Origin of the sequence: Rhodoferax sp. U11-2br (genome assembly GCF_018619435.1) — a bacterium.
Classification (GTDB): Bacteria; Pseudomonadota; Gammaproteobacteria; order Burkholderiales; family Burkholderiaceae_C; genus Rhodoferax.
Map to the genome: position 1 here is coordinate 1 of NZ_JAHFZF010000004.1, position 20,387 is coordinate 20,387.

A 20,387-nucleotide genomic window follows, 5' to 3' on the forward strand; every position below is an offset into this window, starting at 1 on the left:
GGACAAACTTCTGATTCGTGGTGGCCGCCCCCTGTTGGGTGAGGTCACCATCTCCGGCGCCAAAAACGCCGCCTTGCCCGAACTGTGCGCCGCGCTGCTCACCAGCGAGCCGGTCATCCTGCACAACGTGCCGCGCCTCAAAGACGTGGCCACCATGCGCACCCTGCTGGAGCACATGGGTGTCAAGACCGAGACCTTCGGTGAGCGCGGTGGCATGGGTTTCCATGCGGCTGACCCGATCCGCCCCGAAGCCCCTTACGAGTTGGTGAAAACCATGCGCGCCTCGGTGCTGGCCCTGGGGCCGCTGCTGGCGCGGTTTGGCCACGCCAAGGTGTCCTTGCCCGGTGGCTGCGCGATTGGTTCGCGTCCGGTGGACCAGCACATCAAGGGCCTGACCGCCATGGGTGCCGAGATTGTGGTCGAGCACGGCTACATGGTCGCCAAGCTGCCCGAGGGCCGCACCCGCCTCAAAGGCGCGCGCATCACCACCGACATGGTGACGGTGACCGGCACCGAAAACTTCCTGATGGCCGCCTGCCTAGCCGAAGGTGAAACCATCCTGGAAAACGCCGCGCAAGAGCCCGAGATCCCTGATCTGGCCGAGATGCTGATCAAGATGGGCGCCAAGATCGAAGGCCACGGCACCAGCCGCATCCGCATCCAGGGCGTGGACAAGTTGCACGGCTGCACCCACCAGGTGGTGTCAGACCGCATCGAGGCCGGCACCTTTTTGTGCGCGGTGGCTGCTGCCGGTGGCGATGTGCTGGCGCGCCACGCCCGCATCGACCACCTGGAGGCCGTGGTCGAAAAACTGCGCGAAGCGGGTGTGACGATCACCGCTGTGGAAGACGGCATCCGTGTCCAGTCCAGCGGCGCGGCCCAGCTCAAGGCGCAGAGTTTCCGCACCACCGAGTACCCGGGTTTCCCGACCGACATGCAGGCGCAATTCATGGCGCTCAACAGCGTGGCGCAAGGCACGGCCAAGGTCACCGAGACGATTTTTGAGAACCGCTACATGCACGTCAACGAACTCGTGCGCCTGGGCGCCAAGATCCAGATCGACGGCAAGATTGCCCTGGTCGAAGGTGTGCCCCAGCTGTCGGGCGCCACCGTGATGGCGACCGACCTGCGTGCCTCGGCCAGTCTGGTGATTGCCGGCCTGGTGGCCAAGGGCGAAACCTGCGTGGACCGCATCTACCATCTGGACCGGGGTTACGACCAGATGGAAAACAAGCTGCGTGCGCTGGGTGCCGACATCGAGCGTGTCAAATAAGCGTTTGAGTATTCCTGTTTTTATAGCTACCCACCCTTGTTGAATAAGGGCTAGAGGCCAAAATGATCACTATTGCACTGTCCAAGGGACGCATCTTTGAAGAAACCATCCCTCTCCTCAAAGCTGCTGGCATTGAGGTGCTGGAAGACCCGGACACCTCGCGCAAACTCATCTTGACCACCAACCAGCCCGACGTGCGGGTGCTGGTGGTGCGCGCCACCGACGTGCCCACCTACGTGCAGTACGGCGGTGCCGACATGGGCATCACCGGCAAAGACACGCTGCTGGAGCACGGCAGCCAGGGCCTGTACCAGCCGCTCGATTTGCAAATTGCCAAATGCCGCATCAGCGTGGCGGTGCGCTCCGACTTTGACTACAAAAGCGCCGTCAAAAAAGGCTCACGCCTTACGGTGGCCACCAAATACGTGGCGATTGCGCGCGACTTCTTCGCCAGCAAGGGTGTGCACGTCGACCTGATCAAGCTCTACGGCAGCATGGAACTCGCCCCGCTGGTGGGCATGGCCGACGCGATTGTGGACCTGGTGTCCACCGGCAACACGCTCAAGGCCAACCACCTGGTTGAGGTCGAACACATCATGGACATCAGCTCGCGCCTGGTGGTCAACCAGGCTGCACTCAAGCTCAAACAGGCGCCCATGCGCCACATCATCGACGCGTTTGAGTCGGCTATCGCTTGATCGGTTGTTGAGCGTCTTGGGCGCGGGTTGATCGTGCCATCGGCAGCAGGCGCGGTGGGTGCGTGATGGATGCATTCTCTATGCAAAAGACCTGAAGCCCTTATGTCATAAGGGCTTGTAGCTATTGTTTTCTGCGTTATGCCTGTGGATGCATTCATCTCGCGTCGCGTGGCCAAACACGATGGCAATACTTCGCGCTGGGCTTGCCATGTTGCGGGGATGCGTCAAGCCATGACCTCGGCTGAAGTTGTTGACCCAGCACAAACCAGCCTCTGGATCCCCGGGGCTATAGTGCCTTTGCGAATCTGCTCACGTCACTGATCCAGCAGCCGGTTTGATCGGCAGACCGCTGTGCTGGTTTTTCTGGGGGTGTTATGACGGTTCCTACCTGCGGCGTGTTGGCTACAGGCCTGATTTCAAGCGGCTTTGCGTGGAAGTCGCTCGGCGATGTTAAGGTGACGATCACCATATTCGGGAGACAGGTTTCTGTCTCCCTGTTGAGTCAGGCCCCGCAATGACACAGCTGCCGTCCCCCTCTCTTGAGGTACGCAGAGCCTTGCTTTCGGTCTACGAGGAAGTCATGTGGCTTGCAGGTCGCCCAAACGTCACTCCCGGTCGCGCACGAGCCTGGTACACACACGTTATGGCTGAGAGCGTCAAACGTCAGGTTCGCCACTTCACTGGTCAAGTTTCACAGAAAGCGGTAGCTGCTGGCGGGACCGGACTCCGACTGGAACACTACAAGAGAATCCAGACCACGCTCACAAAGCTTGTTGATCGTCACCAAAGGGAGAATCGGGTAGACCCTGAAGAGTTCGTCCGAACACTACTGGAATACGAGCAGGTTCATATTGTGACTGTTGAAGAGAACTACGATGCCATGCGCGCAAAAGGCGACTACGAGCAAGCAAGAATAGTGCTTGTACCTTGGAATGCGATACCTGCAGCACGGCAAGAAGAGTTGTGGAGAAAGATGCTTCGCGGCAAAGTTTCAAACGCCAAAGAGTACGCGCCCATGGCGCCTCGCGGGGCCTAACCCTTCGTATATGGACTCCCCCACAAAAGCAAGAAACTGACCGATAGCTTGGCAGTTTGGGGATGCGCCTGCAGTCGTACATCCGGCATCTGTGGTGGTCCGTGCCGCCTTGGAATCCGCGTCACCGATGCGCCAAATGTAAAGAAAGTGGCAGGTGTGCTGACACAAGAGTTCTCGACGCCTTTGAATGTGGGGTGATCCAACTTGGTTACCTGTCTTAGCGCGGCCAGACTTGATCTGCTAGCATTGCTGTCAATGATGGCATTTTGCATCTGAGGAGCCTACCCATGAGTACCCTGACGGTGAGAAACATTGAGCCCGCGATCAAAGACAAGTTGCGTTTGATGGCGGCTGCGCATGGTCGCTCCATGGAGGAAGAGGTGCGGTCGATTTTGCGTCAGGCCATGACGCAGGACGCCAAGCCCAGTGGGCTGGGTAGCCGCATTCATGCGCGCTTTGCTGCTATGGGTGGCGTAGCGTTGCCGCTGCCTGATCGATCTGACTTGCCGCGTTTCGCCAGCTTTGAGGAAGGCCACAGCGCGTGATTGTTCTGGACACCAATGTGCTGTCAGAGATCATGCGCGCCAAGCCTGATCCGACGGTGTTGACCTGGCTGGATGCACAAGCCCCCGAAGACCTGTGGCTGAACTCGGTGGTGGCGGCTGAGTTGCTGTTTGGTGTGGCCAGACTGCCAGAAGGTGCGCGCAAGCAGCGGCTGGCACAAGCGGTGTCGGCCATGTTGGAGCAGGACTTTGCCGGGCAGATCCTGAGCTTTGATCTGGGTGCAGCCTCCGTTTATGCGGTGATGCTGGCCGAGCGAGGGCGCATCGGCCAAAGTATGGCGATGGCCGACGCACAAATTGCAGCCATCTGTCTGAGTCGTGATGCCATCTTGGCGACGCGAAACACCAAGCACTTTGAGGGTTTGGGCCTGGCCCTGATCAACCCGTGGGACAGCCGATAGCCCCCGCAATACGCGCCGACTTAACCCCACCCCACCCTACCATGCGCCTAGCCCTTCTCTCCGATATCCACGGCAACCTGGCCGCTCTGGAAGCCGTCACCGCTGACCTGCGCCGCCGGGGTGTGGACCAGGTGGTGAACCTGGGCGACAGCCTGTCCGGCCCGCTGTTGCCGCGCGAAACCGCCCAGTTTCTGATGGCCCAGGGTTGGCTGCACCTGGCGGGCAACCACGAGCGCCAGTTGCTCACACAAAGCGCCGAGCAGATGGGTCTTTCGGACGCCTATGCCCATGCACAACTCACCACCCCGGAGTTCGACTGGATCCGGTCCTTGCCGTCCAGCGTTCGTCTCAACGCCGATGTGTTTTTGTGCCACGGCTCACCGCGCAGTGATGTCGAGTACTTTCTGGAAACCCTGGATGCGGGTGTGGTCCGCCAAGCCACCGCGGCTGAGGTCGAAACCCGCCTGAGCGGTGAACTTGCGCCCCTGGTGGCCTGCGGCCACACCCATGTGGCGCGGGTGGTGCACACCCGGCGCGGGCAGCGCGTGGTGAATCCGGGCAGCGTCGGTCAGCCAGCGTATGACGACACCCACCCGGTGCCCCATGTGGTGGAGACCGGCTCGCCTGACGCGCGTTACGCCATCGCTGAGCAGCACAAGGACGGCTGGTGTGTGTCCCTGTTGTCGGTGCCCTATGACCACCAGTCCATGGCCCAACTGGCCAGGTTACGTGGCCGCCCCGAGTGGGAACACGCTTTGCTGACTGGCTACATGCCCTGAGGACGTTGTGGATCACCCAAGTTATGCGCTGGCCCGCAGCCAGCATTTTTTAACGGGCCAGTTGGATGGCCGCTGACTTCTGACTTCAAACATGCCGATGAACATTGACACAGCCACGATGGCAGATGCCGCTGCGCTCGTGGCCATGGCGCTCACCTTCCGTAACCACCTCGAAAGAACCACCCCCACACAGGCCCAGTTTGAGCAAAGCATCGCGGTGCTGCTCAACTCGCCCGATGCGCGGTTTTTGATCGCGTCCGACGGCGACGGCCCCATCGGTTATGTGCTGCTTCGCTTCAGGTATTCCATGTGGGTGGGCGGTGCCGAGGCCACCATCGAAGACCTGTTTGTGGATCCCAGCCGTCGCAAAAACGGTGTGGGCCGTGCGCTGATAGAGGCTGCTCTGCAGGCCGCCACAGCGCAGGGGTGTTTGTCGATGTGCCTGGATACCAACGAGTTCAACGTCGCCTCCAACGCCATCTACACCCAGTTGGGCTTCAACGCGGTGTCCAAACGCTGGAACGGGCGCCAAATCTTCTATCGCAAACCCCTCACCACCACCGCTGTGGCCAGTTGACCCGCTGTGGTGGCATCACCGGCCAGGTGGCAGGTTCGGAGATTTTGGTGTTTTGAGGCGCTAGCCCTGGTTGAATAAGGGAAATATGCTCTATTTTTGGTAGCGTTTTGATGGCTGTTGCCCCGTGGATGACTCTGGCCGCTGCTGACCGGAGCGAGCACCCCGCTAAACTTGGGCCAACCCAAAGCCTGCCACCATGAACTCAACAGCCACCCCCGCCCGTTTATCCACCGCTGACAGCTCTTTTGAGGCTGATTTCAAGGCCCGCCTGCATTGGTCCGCCGAAACCGACGCGGGCATCGAGCAGCGTGTGGCCGACATCCTGGCCGACGTTCACACACGTGGTGATGCCGCTGTGCTGGATTACACGACCCGTTTTGACAGTCTGCAAGCCGCCACCATGGCCGAACTGGAACTGACCCAGGCTGAACTCAAGGCCGCCTTTGAGTCCTTGCCAGTGGTTCAGCGCACTGCGCTGGAAGCCGCCGCCAAACGTGTGCGCAGCTACCACGAGGCGCAGAAAAAGGCCAGTGGCCAGAGCTGGAGCTACCGCGACGAAGACGGCACCCTGCTCGGTCAAAAGGTCACCCCGGTGGACCGTGTGGGCATCTATGTGCCCGGCGGCAAGGCAGCCTACCCGAGCAGTGTGCTGATGAACGCCATCCCCGCGCATGTGGCTGGTGTTGGCGAAATCATCATGGTGGTGCCCACCCCGCGCGGCGAAAAGAACCAGCTGGTACTGGCTGCCGCTTATGTGGCCGGTGTCACACGCGCCTTCACCATCGGCGGCGCACAAGCCGTGGCCGCGCTGGCGTATGGCACGGCCACTGTCCCGAAGGTGGACAAGATCACCGGCCCGGGCAACGCCTATGTGGCCAGCGCCAAAAAACGCGTGTTTGGGGTGGTCGGCATCGACATGATCGCCGGTCCGAGTGAAATCCTGGTGCTGGCCGATGGCACAACGCCGCCGGACTGGGTGGCGATGGACCTGTTCAGCCAGGCCGAACACGACGAACTGGCGCAAAGCATTTTGTTGTGCCCCGACGCGGCTTACATCGCGCAGGTGCAGGCCAGCATCACCAAGCTGCTGCCCGAGATGCCCCGCCGCGAGATCATTGCCAAGTCGCTCAACGACCGTGGCGCGTTGATCCTCACGCGCAGCATGGAAGAAGCCTGCGCCATCAGCAACCGCATCGCGCCCGAACACCTGGAAGTCTCCAGCCGCGACCCGCACCGCTGGGAGCCGTTACTCAAACACGCGGGCGCCATCTTTTTGGGCGCATTCACGTCTGAGAGCCTGGGTGACTACTGCGCCGGTCCCAACCACGTGTTGCCAACCAGCGGCACCGCACGTTTCTCGTCACCGCTGGGGGTCTACGACTTCCAGAAACGCAGCAGCCTGATTGAGGTGAGCGAAGCTGGTGCCCAGATGCTCGGCCCGATTGCCGCCACCCTGGCCTACGGCGAAGGCCTGCAAGCCCATGCAAGGGCGGCGGAGATGCGCCTGAACAGGCCAGCCTGACGCCCGCGACGCTTTGGCGAGACCGCTCGCAGGCGTAGTTTGCTATTTAAATAGTAGGAAGATGCCCTTATTGAATAAGGGCTGGAGGCCGATTTGGCTTCAAAGATTCAGAAAACGCCTTGCCCACGGCGAACACAGCAGCAAGAAACCCAACACGTTGAGCCAGACGGTGGCCCAGAACACCGCGCGGAACTCCCGCTTGCTGGACTTGTGCCGCAGCCACTGCTGCGCCAGCAGCGCACCCGGCCAGCCACCTGCCAGCGCCAGCAGGTGCAGGGTGGACTCCGCCGTGCGCCAGCCTTGCGCCTGCGCCGCCGACTTGTCCACGGCGTAGACAACAAAGGTCAGCAGGCTCAAACCCAGGTAGGCGCCCGCTACCCACAGCGGTGGGTGCCACAGCACCGCAACGGCGGCGTACAGCACCAGAAACAAAGGAATCGCCAACAGCGTTGCCGTGCCCCATGGGGCTGCTGCGGGGCGCTGCCGGCTTGGGCTAGTGGCCTGTGTCACCCGTGCCGCACGCACCGGCGCCACATTTCTGGCCCGCTTGCCCTTGGCGCCGGTTTCCACCTCAAACGTATAGGCCTGGTTCAGCTGTGGCCGTCCGCTGCCCGGCAAAAACGCCTTGATGTGCACAAACACCGGTTCACCACCCTGGTCGGCTTGCAAAAAGCCAAAGCCCCGGTCGTCTTGCCAGGTGGTGAGGGTGCCGGTGAAACGGTTGGTGGCCATGGGGCAGAAGCTTATTGACTCGCGTCCAAACAAGTCCGGTAAACCTTCTCAGGCTTTGGCTATGGGCGCGTGATGAAGCATGACGACGCTGTTGGATTTCAGTCGTGAGTGGACGGTTGGAACGTCTGAATTCACCAGCTGCCGAAGGCAGCCCGGTGGAATGATTGATTAGCACTTTGGTGTTATGTATTGCCAGCAATCCATGCCCCTGACAATATGGCTCCGGTTACTTTGTAGAGTCAGCAACAGCGCCAAATTCACATTTCCGAGTGTCGGTGAATATCGGAATCGGCCCCTTCTCATAAGCAAACCCACCGACCAAGGAATAGCTCTTTCCTTGCTCTAGGTTAACTGTGATATGCAGTTGGCATGACCGTCCCCCAGACGCTGATTCATAGTACATAAGGTTCAGTGGGGTATTAGCAGGCACCTGCACGTAACCTGTTGGTTTGCTAACCGACCGACTGACGGAGAACAACTGACGTTTACCGGGAGGCGTTCCATTATTGTCGAATAGATAAATGTAAATCGACTCATTTCGGTTGTATGCGCCGTTGATCGCACTCTTAATGTTGGCCGACGGGACATCGGATGGGAGCGCGTATGGCGGGATAGGCGTAGCACATCCATAAAGAATGCCTGTAATAGCGGCAAGTGATGCGAGTTTTTTTATCATGGGAGATTCTGAGTGGTAGGGGAAAGAGATTGATAGAGCGCTAAAGCGATGTAGTCTGCGGAATTCTGCGGGATATTCTGGCGCGTTGACATAGAAAATCACTCTCTAAGCCATTTTAAATATGTGTTGTCTGCTCTTATAAAAAGAGCAAACAACCCGGCAAAACAAGTTGCGCAGTGCGGTTTCCAGGGCCTTCATGTGTTATTTCTCCCGTCGTTGATCTGACTATAGCCGCCGGTATTTGCATCTGGCCAGCCGGCTTGCGCGGTGGGTGAAGAAAACAACAACTAAGCCGGCCGTCGCCAGATACCTGCCGCGTCCCCAGCACCGCGACCACGAAGGCAAACACGAACTTCGTGCAACACGAATTTCGTGTAAACTGATTCCACGATGAAAAACGTCACCATCACCGTCGAAGACAGCACCCTGGAGTGGGTGCGGATCGAGGCGGCGCGGCGCAACACCAGTGTGTCGCGGCTGGTGGGTGAGATGCTCACCGAGAAGATGCAGTTTGACGATGCCTACACCCGTGCGCAGCGCGACTGGGAGGCTGACACCTCCAGCTTCAACGCAGGCGGCAAGGCCTACCCGGTGCGTGGGGGGCAGCATGGCTAGCCCGTTGGACGCCACCGGCGCCATCGTTTTTGTGGACACCAACGTGTTGTTGATGGCCGACGATGCGTTTGACACCACCCGCCAGGCCCGTGTGCGTGACTGGTTGCAGGCGCTGTGGCAGCGTCGCGCCGGGCGTGTCAGCACGCAGGTGCTGAGCGCGTATTACGTCAGCGCCACGCAGCACTTTGGCATGCCGCAGGGTGACGCCCGCGCCAAGCTGCGTCGTTACCAGCTCTGGCAGCCCTGGCAGATTGACCACCAGACGGTGGAAACCGCCTGGGGGGTGGAGGCCCGTTTTGGCCTGCCTTATTGGGACGCGCTGATCGTCGCCGCCGCCGCGCAAAGTGGCGCCAGCCATGTGTTGTCGCTTGACTTGACGCACGGCCAGCAGATCGATGGTGTGACCATTCTGAGCCCGCTGCAAGCCACGCCGCTAGAGCTGGGTCTGACACTGGCGCTGGCCGACTGATTTTTTGAAAAGTGATTACCTGATGCCTGCGAACGACCCCATCACACCCCCCGCGCTGGACGCGCTGATCCAGCGCCGCATCCGCCCCGACGTGTTGGCCATGCACGCCTACACCGTGCAAAACGCCACCGGCCTGGTCAAGCTGGACGCCATGGAGAACCCGCACCGGCTCTCGCCCGAGTTGCAGGCTGAGTTGGGTCAGCGCCTGGGCGCGGTGGCGCTTAACCGTTACCCCGGCCCACGCATCACTGATCTGATGGTTGCGCTGCAGCAGCACGCCGCGCTGCCCGAGGGTTATGAACTGATGCTGGGCAATGGTTCGGACGAACTCATCAGCCTGCTGGCACTGGCCTGCGCGGTGCCACCGTCGGACGCCAACGGCCACAAAAAGGCCGTGGTGCTGGCGCCCGAGCCGGGGTTTGTCATGTACGCCATGAGTGCGCAGTTGCAGGGGCTGGACTACGTGGGTGTGCCGCTGACGGCCGATTTCGAGCTGGATCTGCCCGCGATGCTGGCCGCCATTGATCAACACCAGCCCGCCATCACCTTCCTGGCTTACCCCAACAACCCCACGGCCAATTTGTGGGACGACGAGGCCATGGAGGCAGTCATCAGCGCCGCCGGAGAGCAGGGCGGTCTGGTGGTGATTGACGAGGCTTACCAACCCTTTGCGACCAAGAGTTACGCCGACCGCCTGACCCGCCACCCGCACGTGCTGCTGCTGCGCACGCTCAGCAAGTTTGGCCTGGCCGGTGTGCGCCTGGGTTACCTGGTGGGACAGCAGGCGCTGATTGGTCAGCTCGACAAGGTGCGCCCGCCCTACAACGTGAGTGTGCTCAACTGCGAGGCCGCGTTATTTGCGCTGGAACACCAGGCCGTGTTTGAGCAGCAGGCGCAGGACATCTGCCGCCAGCGTGAGCAGTTGTTGACCGTGCTGGCCGAGTTTCCCGGTGTGACCGTGTTCCCGAGCCAGGCCAACATGATCCTGATCCGGGTGCCGGATGCCCCAAAAACCTTTGAGGGCATGAAAGCCCGGGGTGTGCTGGTCAAGAACGTTTCTAAAATGCATGCACTGTTGAACAACTGCCTGCGCCTGACGGTAGGCACCTCGCCCGAAAACCACCAGATGCTGGCCGCCCTGGAAGCCTCACTATGACCAACTACCCGCTGACTGAACTTCCTGAAACCCCGGCCACCAGCGTGCCGCGCATCGCCGAGCTGGCGCGCAACACGGCAGAGACCCAGGTGTCGGTGCGTGTCAACCTGGACGGCACCGGTGTCTCGCGCCTGCACACCGGCATCGGTTTTTTTGACCACATGCTCGACCAGATTGCCCGCCATGGCCTGATTGACCTGGACATCGACGCCGAGGGTGACTTGCACATCGACGGCCACCACACGGTGGAAGACGTGGGCATCACGCTGGGCCAGGCGGTGCACAAGGCGATTGGTGACAAAAAAGGCATCCGCCGTTACGGCCACGCCTATGTGCCGCTGGACGAGGCGCTGTCACGGGTGGTGATCGACTTCTCAGGTCGTCCCGGCTTGGTGATGGATGTGAAGTTCTCCAGCGGCATGATCGGCACGTTTGATTCACAACTGGTGCACGAGTTTTTTCAGGGTTTTGTGAACCACGCCTTTGTCACGCTGCACATCGACAACCTCAAGGGTGTCAATGCGCACCACCAGGTTGAGACCATCTTCAAAGCTTTTGGCCGCGCGTTGCGCGCAGCCGTCGAGCTCGATGCCCGCGCCCTGGGCAGCATCCCGTCGACCAAGGGTTCTTTGTAAATACTATGCACAATCGACCTCTGGCCCTTGTAGATCTTGCCTAGGTAGCTATGGATGTAATAGTGAAGAACAGTCTCAGAAAAACCGTGGCCGTGGTCGACTACGGCATGGGTAATTTGCGATCCGTCACCAACGCGGTGCTGGCCGCCGCCCGTGGTGCGCAGGTTGATGTGATCTGGACGCAGCGCCCCGAAGAAGTCATGGCCGCCGAGCGTGTGGTCTTGCCCGGCCAGGGCGCGATCCGTGATTGCATGCGTGAGTTGCACGACTCCGGCATGTACGCCGCCGTGAAACACGCGCTGGCCAACAAGCCGGTGATGGGGGTCTGTGTCGGCATGCAGATGCTGCTGGACCACAGCCAGGAAGGTGATGACGGAGAGGGCGGGCAGGGCACGCCTTGCTTGGGCCAGATCCATGGCGAGGTGATCAAATTTGACCTGGCTGGGCAGCAGCAGCCCGACGGCAGCCGTTACAAGGTGCCGCAGATGGGCTGGAACCAGGTCTACCAGACGCGCCATGACGGCGCCGCGCCGCATCCGATCTGGGACGGTGTGCCCGACGGCAGCTATTTCTACTTTGTGCACAGTTTTTACGCCAAACCGTCAGATACACGCCACAGCGTGGGCGAGACAGACTATGGCCAGCGCTTCAGTTCGGCCATTGCACGTGATAATATTTTTGCGACACAGTTCCATCCTGAAAAAAGTGCTGACCACGGCTTGGCCCTGTACCGCAACTTTCTCCACTGGCATCCCTGAACGAGCTTCATCTGACGTCTGTCATGTCTGCGAACCACTGTTTGGCAATCGCCCTGCGCCGGGCATGAATCTGCGCACCTCCCGTTCAGCTTATCGGTTTCTTCTCGTTTTTCCCCCACTCTCACCTACGAAGCATCATGCTTTTAATTCCTGCGATTGATCTCAAAGACGGCCATTGTGTGCGCCTGCAACAGGGCGATATGGCACTTGCCACCACGTTTAGCGAGGAGCCATCGGTGATGGCCCGCAGCTGGGTGGACAAGGGTGCACGGCGCCTGCATCTGGTCGATCTGAACGGGGCGTTTGCCGGGCACCCAAAAAACGAGGCTGCCATCCGCAAGATCCTCAAAGCGGTGGGCAGCGAGGTGGATGTGCAGCTGGGCGGCGGCATCCGCGACCTGGACACCATCGAGCGTTATCTGGACGCGGGCCTGCGCTACGTGATCATCGGCACCGCAGCGGTGCGCAACCCCGGTTTCCTGCAGGACGCCTGCACCGCCTTTGGTGGCCACATCATCGTCGGTCTGGACGCCAAGGACGGTAAGGTCGCCACCGACGGCTGGAGCAAACTCACCCGCCACGATGTGATCGACATGGGCAAGAAGTTTGAAGACTTTGGTGTCGAATCCATCATTTACACCGACATCGGCCGCGACGGCATGCTCAGCGGCATCAACATCGAAGCCACCGTGCGCCTGGCGCAGGCACTCACCATTCCGGTGATCGCCTCTGGTGGTCTGTCCAACCTGACCGACATCGAAGCCCTGTGCGCGGTGGAAGAGGAGGGTGTCGAAGGTGTCATCTGCGGCCGCGCCATCTACAGCGGCGACCTCGACTTTGAAGCTGCTCAGACGCGTGCTGACGAGTTGAACGGCTGATGCTGGCCAAACGCATCATCCCCTGCCTGGACGTCACGGGTGGCCGGGTTGTCAAAGGTGTCAACTTTGTCGAGCTGCGTGATGCCGGTGACCCGGTCGAAATCGCCGCGCGTTACAACGACCAGGGCGCCGACGAACTCACTTTTCTGGACATCACCGCCACCAGCGACGGGCGCGACCTGATCCTGCACATCATCGAAGCGGTGGCCAGCCAGGTGTTCATTCCGCTCACCGTGGGTGGGGGTGTGCGCACGGTGGAAGACGTGCGCCGCCTGCTCAACGCGGGTGCCGACAAGACCAGTTTCAACTCGGCAGCAATTGCCAACCCGCAGGTCATTCGTGATGCCTCGCGCAAATACGGAGCCCAGTGCATTGTGGTCGCCATCGATGCCAAACGCCGCACGGCGGAAGACGCTTTGCGGCTTGACGCCAACGGGCAACCTCTCGGCGAGGGCTGGGACGTCTACAGCCACGGCGGGCGCAAAAACACAGGGCTGGACGCGGTGGCCTGGGCGACCCAGATGGCCGAGTTTGGCGCGGGTGAAATTCTGCTCACCAGCATGGACCGTGATGGCACCAAGGCCGGGTTCGATCTGGCGCTGACCCGCGCGGTGAGCGACGCGGTGAATGTGCCGGTGATCGCCTCGGGTGGTGTCGGCACGCTGGACCATCTGGCCGACGGCATCCAGCTCGGAGGCGCCGACGCGGTGTTGGCCGCCAGCATCTTCCACTACGGCGAGTTCACCGTGGCGCAGGCCAAGGCGCACATGGCCGGGCGTGGCATTCCCGTCAGGATATAAGCCAAATGTGCCTCTGGCCCTTATGTAATAAGGGCTGATAGCTATATTTTTTATAAGTCATCCTGATCATGGACAATTCTTCCATGAACTATCTCGACACCATCCAATGGGACGCACAAGGCCTGGTGCCGGTCATCGCACAGGAGCAGGGCACGGGCGACGTGCTGATGTTTGCCTGGATGAACCGCGAGGCCCTGCAAAAAACCGCCGAACTGGGCAGGGCTGTCTATTTCAGCCGCTCACGCAACAAGCTGTGGTTCAAGGGCGAAGAGTCCGGCCATGTGCAGACCGTGCATGAAATCCGCATCGACTGTGACGCCGACGTGGTGTTGCTCAAGGTCACCCAGACCGGTCACACGCCCGGTATTGCCTGTCACACCGGTCGGCACAGCTGTTTTTTCAGCGTGTATGAGAACGGGGCCTGGAAAGTGACCGACCCGGTCTTGAAAGATCCCGAAACCATCTACAAATGAGTGCCATGTTGTCCACCCCCTCTTGCGCTGATACCCTGGCCGCGCTGGCCGCCGTGATCGAGTCCCGCCTGCCCGCACACGGCGGTGACCCGGAGGCCAGTTATGTGGCGCGCCTGCTGCACAAGGGGCCGGACGCCTTTTTGAAAAAAATTGGTGAAGAAGCCACCGAGGTGGTGATGGCCGCCAAGGATGCTGACCACGGTGGCGACCCGGCCAAGATCGTCTACGAGGTGGCCGACCTGTGGTTTCACAGCATGGTGGCGCTGGCGCATTACGGACTGAGTCCGGCCGATGTGCTGGCTGAGCTGGAGCGCCGTGTGGGCACCAGTGGCATCACGGAAAAGGCGCAACGCCAGGCCAAGACGCCTGACCAGTCGCCACAAGGAGCAAGCGCATGACCCAGGATTTTTCAAACGGCCCAAGCGGCGAGTCGCGTGAACTCGACGTGCAAACCCTCAATGGCCTGAACGCCTGGGGAACCGTCAGCTACATCCTGCACCTGGTGGTGGCGGTGGCTGCGCTGATCCCTGGTGCGCAAATGGGGCCGCTGCTGCTGGTGATCGCGCTGGTGATTGACTTGGTCAAACGTGGCGACGCGGTGGGTACCTGGCACGCATCGCACTTTCGCTGGCGCATCCGCACGGTGATCATCGCCGGGCTGCTGTACGCGGTGACCGCGCCCCTGTGGCTGCTGTTCATCCTGCCGGGTTGGCTGGCCTGGCTGGCGGTGTCGATCTGGTTCCTGTATCGCATCGTCAGCGGTTGGATGGCTTTGAACAAAGGTTTGCCAATGGAGATCCCTGCATGAGTGAGACGATGCTTGACCACGACCCGAACTGCCTGTTTTGCAAAATTGTGGCAGGCCAGATTCCGTCCAAGCCGGTGTACCAGGACGAGGAGTTTTACGCCTTTCACGACATCCATCCGTCGGCACCGGTGCATTTTTTGATCATCCCCAAGCGACACATCCCGTCCATGGCCCACCTTACCGACGAACACGCGGCCTTGATGGGGCGTTTGATGGTGCTGGCGCCCAAGCTGGCGCGGCAAGAGGGTTGTAATCCTTACCCGGCCGGTGGCTTTCGTCTGCTCTGCAACACTGGGGCGGAAGGCGGGCAGGAGGTACACCACCTGCATATTCATGTCATGGGCGGTCCGCGCCCGTGGTTACGGGGATAATCCCCGGTTTTGGCCGCAGACGTCGCACTTGCCCGTCTAAAATTTCGGCATTCGTTAGGAGCATCAAGATGGGTTCGTTTTCAATTTGGCACTGGTTGATTGTTTTGCTGATTGTGGTCATGGTGTTTGGCACCAAGAAACTCAAGAACCTCGGCAGCGATCTGGGCGGTGCCGTCAAAGGCTTCAAGGACGGTATGAAAGACGGCGGCACCACCGAAGAGGAAAAAGCCGCAGCCCAAGTTGCCAACAGCGCAGCAGCCGACAAAACCACGATTGACGTGGAAGCCAAACAAAAGTCCTGATGGTCTGGTTCGGTTTAGGGCAAGGTTCGCATGATTGACCTGGGTATTGACAAGCTGGCGCTGATTGGTGCCGTGGCTTTGGTGGTGATCGGGCCAGAAAAACTGCCCCGTGTCGCCCGCACCGTGGGCACCTTGCTGGGCAAGGCGCAGCGTTACGTCAGCGACGTCAAGGCCGAGGTCAACCGCTCGATGGAGCTTGACGAGCTCAAGCGCATGAAAGAAACGATGGAGGATGCGGCCAAGGATGTCAACCAGACCCTCCGTGACAACGCCACCGAGTTTGAAAAATCTTGGGCCGAGTCGACCGGTGAGACCCCCGCCATCACCCACGACGGCATCGATTATTCGCCGGTACCCGAGTACCGCCACCCCAAGAAAAACTGGCGCCTCAAACAAGGCGCTGTGCCCAACTGGTACAAAGCCCGCAATGGTGTGCGCACCAAGGCCTTGTCGGGCGCTGCCCGCGTGGCGCGTTACCGACCGACCTCTTTCAAGTAATGGCAGATTCCCCCAAAAAAGACGATGAACTGGCCGGTAGTGAACAACCGTTTGTCCAGCATCTGATTGAGTTGCGTGACCGCTTGGTCAAGGCTGTGATTGCCATTGTGGTGGTTGCTGCGGCGCTGGCCATCTACCCCGGCCCCAGTGCTCTGTATGACCTGCTGGCGGCGCCCTTGGTGGCCCATATGCCAGAGGGCTCGAGACTGATTGCCACCTCGGTCATTTCACCCTTCATGGTGCCGCTCAAGGTGATGATGATGGCGGCGCTGCTGATTGCTTTGCCGGTGGTGCTCTACCAGATCTGGGCATTTGTCGCGCCTGGCCTGTATTCCCACGAGAAAAAGCTGGTGTTGCCACTGGTGGTGTCGAGCACCGTGCTGTTTTTCCTGGGTGTGGCGTTTTGCTACTTTTTTGTCTTTGGCCGGGTGTTTGCCTTCATCCAGAGTTTTTCCCCCAAGAGCATCACCGCGTCACCTGACATTGAAGCTTATTTGAGTTTTGTGCTGTCGATGTTTCTGGCTTTCGGCATGGCTTTTGAGGTGCCGGTGGTGGTGGTGGTGCTGGCACGCATGGGCATCTTCAGCATCGAGAAACTCAAGGAGTTTCGCGGCTATTTTGTGGTGTTGGCGTTCATCATTGCCGCCATCGTGACACCGCCCGACGTGGTGTCACAACTGGCTTTGGCGATCCCGATGGTGGCACTCTACGAGATCGGCATCATCGCGGCGCAGGTGTTCATCAAACACACCAAGGCGCCCGACGACGAGGCCAAGACCAGCACGTCGTCATCCTGAGTCTTGCTTCTGCCTGCAGATCTCACTGCACACGCTGGCGCGGTTTGGGGCGAACACCCGGTGCGATGTTGAGGGTGACCCGGCCGTCGGCCCGCTGAACCTCAAAAGACTCTGCCTGACCGGGTTTCAAGGCCGCCACGAGGGACAACATCTCTGCCACGTTGTGCACGTCCTGGTTGGCCACGCGGGTCACCACGTCGCCGGGTTTCATGCCACCCTGGGCTGCAGGGCCGTTTTGCAGCACGCCGGTGATGATCACCCCATGATCGGCCTTGACGCCAAAGGTCTGCGCCAGTTCGGCGTTGAGTTCGTTGGGTTCCACACCAATCCAGCCTCGCGTGACCTGACCGTCTTTCACGATGCCTTCCAGCACCATCTTGGCGGTGGACACCGGAATGGCAAACCCGATACCCATGCTGCCGCCAGAGCGCGAATAAATGGCGGTGTTGATGCCCAGCAGGTTGCCGTTGGTGTCCACCAGCGCGCCGCCCGAGTTGCCGGGGTTGATGGCAGCATCGGTCTGGATGAAGTTCTCGAAGGTGTTGATGCCCAGCTGGTTGCGTCCCAGCGCGCTGACAATGCCGCTGGTCACGGTTTGCCCGACGCCAAACGGGTTGCCGATGGCCAACACCTGGTCACCCACCTGCAGGGTGCTGGCATTGCCCAGCACAATCACCGGCAGCCGATCCAGGTCGATCTTCAGCACCGCCAGGTCGGAGTCCGGGTCGGTGCCAATCACCTTGGCGCGCGCCTTGCGGCTGTCGTTGAGGAACACCTCGATCTCATCGGCACCCTCGACCACATGGTTGTTGGTCAGGATGTACCCGTCGGCGCTGACAATGACACCGCTGCCCAGGCCCATCTGCGCCTGGTCCTGCTGTTCACCAAAGAAGAATCTGAACCAGGGGTCGTTATTCTGAGGGTTGGGCCGGGCATTTTTGCTGATGTTGATGCTCACCACCGCCGAGGAGGCTTTCTGCGCTGCCAGCCGGAAGCTGCCCGCAGGCACCACCCCGGCGCTGGGTTCGGGTGCCTCCAGCACCGCCACCGCCGAACTCACACCGCGCGATGGCAGCCACCCTGGTTTGAGGGTGCCCACCACAAAATAAGCGGCCAACAAGACGGTGACCGTTTGTGAAAACAACAACCAAAGACGTTTCATAGAATTTTCTGGGGCGCAGCCCGCTTTTGTGATGGAATCAAATTGTAGGTTTTGCCTTCCAATTCAATGCCCGCCCCGACACAACACGTCCTTATTTTTGCCGATGCCCCTGCCAAGCCCGCGCTGGGTGCGCCTTGTAACGGCTGTGGGGTGTGTTGCCTGCTGGCGCCCTGTCCACTCGGGGTGTTGCTGTCGGGTCAGCGCCAGGGACCGTGTCGTGCCCTGCGCTGGCAGGCCGAGACCAGTCTGTACCGGTGTGATGCCATCACCGCGCCGCAAGAGGTGCTGGCAGCGCGCTTGCCACCCTGGCTGCAGCCGAGCACGTCTCTGCTGGCGGTCGGTTTGGGCCGCGTGGCCAAGCGTTGGGTGGCTGCAGGGGTCGGTTGTGACTGTGATGCAGAGCTGGAGCCCGAATCACCTTCTGAGCAACTGCCTTAGCGCAGGCGCACGGGCTTATCATTGTGCGCATCATCTCCCCTGGTTTTTGTCATGATTCACCGTACCGACCTTCTGGGCACATTGGATGCCTTGCTCCAACCTGAGCGGTTTCGCGACTACGGCCCCAATGGTTTGCAGGTTGAAGGCTGTGCCCAGGTCCGCAAAATTGTGTCGGGCGTGACCGCCAGTCGGGCGCTGATCGAGGCCGCCATTGCCGCCCAGGCCGACACCATCCTGGTGCACCACGGTTTGTTCTGGCGTGGCCAGAACGGCTGTGTCACCGGCTGGATGAAACAACGTCTGGCCTTGCTGCTGGCGCACGACATCAACCTGCTGGCCTACCACCTGCCGCTGGACGCGCACCCCGAGCTGGGTAACAACGCCCAGCTGGGCCTCAAACTCGGGCTGGTGGGCACGGCCCGTTTTGGTGAGCAGGACTTGGGTTGGCTCGGCGCGCCGGTAGATGGGCAGAGTTTTGCCTCGGCACAGGCGCTGGCAGACCACGTCTCTTCTGTATTAAATCGGCCTGTAGCCCTTGTTGATCAAGGGTCAAAAGCTATTCAAAAAATAGCGTGGTGTTCTGGCGGGGCACAGAGTTATTTTGAGGCGGCCATTGCTGCGGGGGCGGATGCCTTCATCACCGGTGAGTTGTCCGAGCCTCAGGCACATCTGGCCCGCGAATGTCGCGCGGCCTATCTGGCCTGTGGTCACCACGCCACCGAGCGTTTTGGCGCACCTGCCGTGGCCAGCCATGTGGCGGAGCTGCATGGGCTGGAACATCTGTTCATCGACATCGACAACCCTGCCTGAGAATCTCCCATGAGCGAACCCCGCATGCACTTGCCCCTGGCCATCACCCAGGGTGACCCGGCTGGCATCGGCCCGGAAATCATCGTCAAGGCCTTTCGTGATGCGCCGCAGGAGACCCGTGGCTGTTTTGTCGTGGGTGATGTGGCCACCCTGCGCCGTGCGGCCCACTGTGTGGCCGGTGAGGGTGTGGTGCTGCCGGTGCTGGTGTTGTCGCATGCCGAGGAGGCGCTGTCCTGCCCGCCCCGGTGTGTGCCGGTGTTGCCGGTAGAGGCCAGCAGCTTGCCACCCGAACCTTTTGGGCAGCTCAGTGCCCGCGCTGGTCGGATGGCGGGCGACGCGGTGGTCTGGGCCGCCAATGCGGCCCTGCGTGGTGAGGTGGCGGGCCTGGTGACGGCCCCACTCAACAAGGCCGCGCTGGCGCTGGCAGGGGCGCCGTATGCGGCCTATCCCGGCCACACCGAGTTGCTGCAGGCCCTGGCCGCCAAACACCAAGGTCTGTCGGTTGACCAGTGCCCGGTACGCATGATGTTGGCCAATGACGAGTTGCGCGTGGTGCTGGTCAGCATCCATGTGTCCTTGCGTGACGCCCTGGCGGCGGTGACGTTAAACAACGTGTTGCAAAGTCTGCTGATCACCCACCATGCGCTGCTGCCGATTTTGGGGCGTGCCCCTCGGATTGGTGTGGCAGCTCTGAATCCGCATGCGGGTGAGGGCGGGCTGTTTGGCACCGAAGAGCAGACCATCATCGCCCCGGCCGTGGCTGCGGCGCGTCTGCAGGGCGTCAACGCTAGCGACCCGCAGGCCCCGGACACGATCTTCATGCGTGCACGCGCCCAGGCCGGGCGGGACGGTGAATTCGACGTGGTGTTGGCGATGTACCACGATCAGGGCCTGATTCCTGTGAAATATCTGGGCGTGGACAAAGGCGTCAATGTGACCCTGGGTTTGCCACTGGTGCGCACCAGCCCGGACCACGGCACTGCTTTTGACCTGGCAGGCACTGGGCTCGCCGATGCATCGAGCCTGATCGAGGCGGTGCGTATGGCGCAGTTGCTGGGGTGTTTGCGGCTTGAAAGCGGCGGATAAGGCTGAATGCCGCCTGCTGGCGGCGCCTGAGCAAAGGGTGGCTCAGCTACAATCCTACCCTTTGATTTGGTGTG

General features: G+C 60.8%; 27 protein-coding genes. 25 read left to right on the forward strand and 2 right to left on the reverse strand.

Annotated features, from left to right (window positions below):
* From murA to hisD, 8 genes are all read left to right on the forward strand, one after another.
* A partial coding sequence (gene murA, locus KKO72_RS03560) for a UDP-N-acetylglucosamine 1-carboxyvinyltransferase (protein WP_214935545.1) occupies positions 1 to 1,273 on the forward strand: 1,273 nt, incomplete at its 5' end.
* 62 nt (positions 1,274 to 1,335) lie between these two features.
* Positions 1,336 to 1,971, forward strand: a complete 636-nt coding sequence (gene hisG / locus KKO72_RS03565) for an ATP phosphoribosyltransferase (protein ID WP_180125773.1) — start codon at positions 1,336 to 1,338, stop codon at positions 1,969 to 1,971.
* Between the two features lie 643 nt (positions 1,972 to 2,614).
* Complete coding sequence (locus KKO72_RS03570; RefSeq protein WP_214935547.1) at positions 2,615 to 3,007, forward strand: hypothetical protein; 393 nt, start codon at positions 2,615 to 2,617, stop codon at positions 3,005 to 3,007.
* A 287-nt stretch (positions 3,008 to 3,294) separates the two neighbouring features.
* Entirely contained in the window at positions 3,295 to 3,552 is a 258-nt protein-coding gene (locus KKO72_RS03575) for an Arc family DNA-binding protein (protein ID WP_214935549.1), read from the forward strand.
* The gene (locus tag KKO72_RS03580; protein WP_214935551.1) at positions 3,549 to 3,971 is read left to right on the forward strand and encodes a type II toxin-antitoxin system VapC family toxin; all 423 of its coding nucleotides are present in this window, start codon (positions 3,549 to 3,551) and stop codon (positions 3,969 to 3,971) included. Before KKO72_RS03575 ends, KKO72_RS03580 begins: the two co-directional genes overlap by 4 nt.
* A gap of 41 nt (positions 3,972 to 4,012) precedes the next feature.
* Positions 4,013 to 4,750 (forward strand): metallophosphoesterase, encoded by a 738-nt coding sequence (locus tag KKO72_RS03585; RefSeq protein WP_214935553.1) that lies wholly within the window; start codon positions 4,013 to 4,015, stop codon positions 4,748 to 4,750.
* Between the two features lie 97 nt (positions 4,751 to 4,847).
* Positions 4,848 to 5,327: a GNAT family N-acetyltransferase gene (locus KKO72_RS03590; protein WP_214935555.1), complete on the forward strand. Its 480-nt coding sequence runs from the start codon at positions 4,848 to 4,850 to the stop codon at positions 5,325 to 5,327.
* Positions 5,328 to 5,523: 196 nt separating this feature from the next.
* Positions 5,524 to 6,849 (forward strand): histidinol dehydrogenase, encoded by a 1,326-nt coding sequence (gene hisD, locus KKO72_RS03595; protein WP_214935557.1) that lies wholly within the window; start codon positions 5,524 to 5,526, stop codon positions 6,847 to 6,849.
* Positions 6,850 to 6,948: 99 nt separating this feature from the next.
* Here the strand turns inward: hisD and KKO72_RS03600 are convergent, their stop codons facing one another.
* Positions 6,949 to 7,581, reverse strand: coding sequence for a cold shock and DUF1294 domain-containing protein (locus KKO72_RS03600; RefSeq protein WP_214935559.1), 633 nt, complete (start codon positions 7,579 to 7,581; stop codon positions 6,949 to 6,951).
* Positions 7,582 to 8,647: 1,066 nt separating this feature from the next.
* On the opposite strand from KKO72_RS03600, the gene KKO72_RS20860 reads away from it, so the two are divergent.
* The 14 genes from KKO72_RS20860 to tatC all read left to right on the forward strand — a co-directional run bounded on the left by KKO72_RS20860 (position 8,648) and on the right by tatC (position 16,817).
* Positions 8,648 to 8,872, forward strand: a complete 225-nt coding sequence (locus KKO72_RS20860) for a CopG family transcriptional regulator (protein ID WP_227330555.1) — start codon at positions 8,648 to 8,650, stop codon at positions 8,870 to 8,872.
* Entirely contained in the window at positions 8,865 to 9,341 is a 477-nt protein-coding gene (locus tag KKO72_RS03605) for a PIN domain-containing protein (protein ID WP_251140431.1), read from the forward strand. The genes KKO72_RS20860 and KKO72_RS03605 overlap by 8 nt, the downstream gene beginning before the upstream one ends.
* A gap of 22 nt (positions 9,342 to 9,363) precedes the next feature.
* Positions 9,364 to 10,497, forward strand: coding sequence for a histidinol-phosphate transaminase (gene hisC / locus KKO72_RS03610; RefSeq protein WP_214935561.1), 1,134 nt, complete (start codon positions 9,364 to 9,366; stop codon positions 10,495 to 10,497).
* The gene (gene hisB, locus KKO72_RS03615) at positions 10,494 to 11,132 is read left to right on the forward strand and encodes an imidazoleglycerol-phosphate dehydratase HisB (RefSeq protein WP_214935563.1); all 639 of its coding nucleotides are present in this window, start codon (positions 10,494 to 10,496) and stop codon (positions 11,130 to 11,132) included. The genes hisC and hisB overlap by 4 nt, the downstream gene beginning before the upstream one ends.
* 62 nt (positions 11,133 to 11,194) lie before the next feature.
* Positions 11,195 to 11,890 (forward strand): imidazole glycerol phosphate synthase subunit HisH, encoded by a 696-nt coding sequence (gene hisH, locus KKO72_RS03620; protein ID WP_371736810.1) that lies wholly within the window; start codon positions 11,195 to 11,197, stop codon positions 11,888 to 11,890.
* Between the two features lie 137 nt (positions 11,891 to 12,027).
* A complete protein-coding gene (gene hisA, locus KKO72_RS03625) occupies positions 12,028 to 12,768 on the forward strand; it encodes a 1-(5-phosphoribosyl)-5-[(5-phosphoribosylamino)methylideneamino]imidazole-4-carboxamide isomerase (RefSeq protein ID WP_214935567.1) in 741 nt (246 codons plus the stop codon).
* A complete protein-coding gene (gene hisF / locus KKO72_RS03630) occupies positions 12,768 to 13,568 on the forward strand; it encodes an imidazole glycerol phosphate synthase subunit HisF (protein WP_214935569.1) in 801 nt (266 codons plus the stop codon). The genes hisA and hisF overlap by 1 nt, the downstream gene beginning before the upstream one ends.
* A gap of 83 nt (positions 13,569 to 13,651) precedes the next feature.
* Complete coding sequence (gene hisI / locus KKO72_RS03635) at positions 13,652 to 14,041, forward strand: phosphoribosyl-AMP cyclohydrolase (RefSeq protein ID WP_078364167.1); 390 nt, start codon at positions 13,652 to 13,654, stop codon at positions 14,039 to 14,041.
* A 5-nt stretch (positions 14,042 to 14,046) separates the two neighbouring features.
* Positions 14,047 to 14,439, forward strand: coding sequence for a phosphoribosyl-ATP diphosphatase (locus KKO72_RS03640; protein ID WP_214935571.1), 393 nt, complete (start codon positions 14,047 to 14,049; stop codon positions 14,437 to 14,439).
* Entirely contained in the window at positions 14,436 to 14,849 is a 414-nt protein-coding gene (locus tag KKO72_RS03645; RefSeq protein ID WP_078364166.1) for a hypothetical protein, read from the forward strand. The genes KKO72_RS03640 and KKO72_RS03645 overlap by 4 nt, the downstream gene beginning before the upstream one ends.
* A gap of 8 nt (positions 14,850 to 14,857) precedes the next feature.
* The gene (locus KKO72_RS03650) at positions 14,858 to 15,220 is read left to right on the forward strand and encodes a histidine triad nucleotide-binding protein (protein ID WP_214935874.1); all 363 of its coding nucleotides are present in this window, start codon (positions 14,858 to 14,860) and stop codon (positions 15,218 to 15,220) included.
* 68 nt (positions 15,221 to 15,288) lie between these two features.
* Positions 15,289 to 15,522: a Sec-independent protein translocase subunit TatA gene (gene tatA / locus KKO72_RS03655; protein ID WP_214935573.1), complete on the forward strand. Its 234-nt coding sequence runs from the start codon at positions 15,289 to 15,291 to the stop codon at positions 15,520 to 15,522.
* 30 nt (positions 15,523 to 15,552) lie between these two features.
* The gene (tatB, locus tag KKO72_RS03660; RefSeq protein WP_214935575.1) at positions 15,553 to 16,020 is read left to right on the forward strand and encodes a Sec-independent protein translocase protein TatB; all 468 of its coding nucleotides are present in this window, start codon (positions 15,553 to 15,555) and stop codon (positions 16,018 to 16,020) included.
* Entirely contained in the window at positions 16,020 to 16,817 is a 798-nt protein-coding gene (tatC, locus tag KKO72_RS03665; protein WP_214935577.1) for a twin-arginine translocase subunit TatC, read from the forward strand. The genes tatB and tatC overlap by 1 nt, the downstream gene beginning before the upstream one ends.
* A gap of 22 nt (positions 16,818 to 16,839) precedes the next feature.
* On the opposite strand, the gene KKO72_RS03670 is transcribed toward tatC, so the two are convergent.
* Positions 16,840 to 17,979, reverse strand: a complete 1,140-nt coding sequence (locus tag KKO72_RS03670; protein WP_214935579.1) for a S1C family serine protease — start codon at positions 17,977 to 17,979, stop codon at positions 16,840 to 16,842.
* A 66-nt stretch (positions 17,980 to 18,045) separates the two neighbouring features.
* Between KKO72_RS03670 and KKO72_RS03675 the strand changes: the two genes are divergently transcribed.
* Genes KKO72_RS03675 through pdxA form a run of 3 tightly spaced genes read left to right on the forward strand, consistent with a single transcriptional unit; the run spans position 18,046 to position 20,313 of the window.
* The gene (locus tag KKO72_RS03675) at positions 18,046 to 18,417 is read left to right on the forward strand and encodes a hypothetical protein (protein WP_214935581.1); all 372 of its coding nucleotides are present in this window, start codon (positions 18,046 to 18,048) and stop codon (positions 18,415 to 18,417) included.
* 51 nt (positions 18,418 to 18,468) lie between these two features.
* Positions 18,469 to 19,227, forward strand: coding sequence for a Nif3-like dinuclear metal center hexameric protein (locus KKO72_RS03680; RefSeq protein WP_214935583.1), 759 nt, complete (start codon positions 18,469 to 18,471; stop codon positions 19,225 to 19,227).
* 9 nt (positions 19,228 to 19,236) lie between these two features.
* A complete protein-coding gene (pdxA, locus tag KKO72_RS03685) occupies positions 19,237 to 20,313 on the forward strand; it encodes a 4-hydroxythreonine-4-phosphate dehydrogenase PdxA (RefSeq protein WP_251140432.1) in 1,077 nt (358 codons plus the stop codon).
* Positions 20,314 to 20,387: the final 74 nt, after the last annotated feature.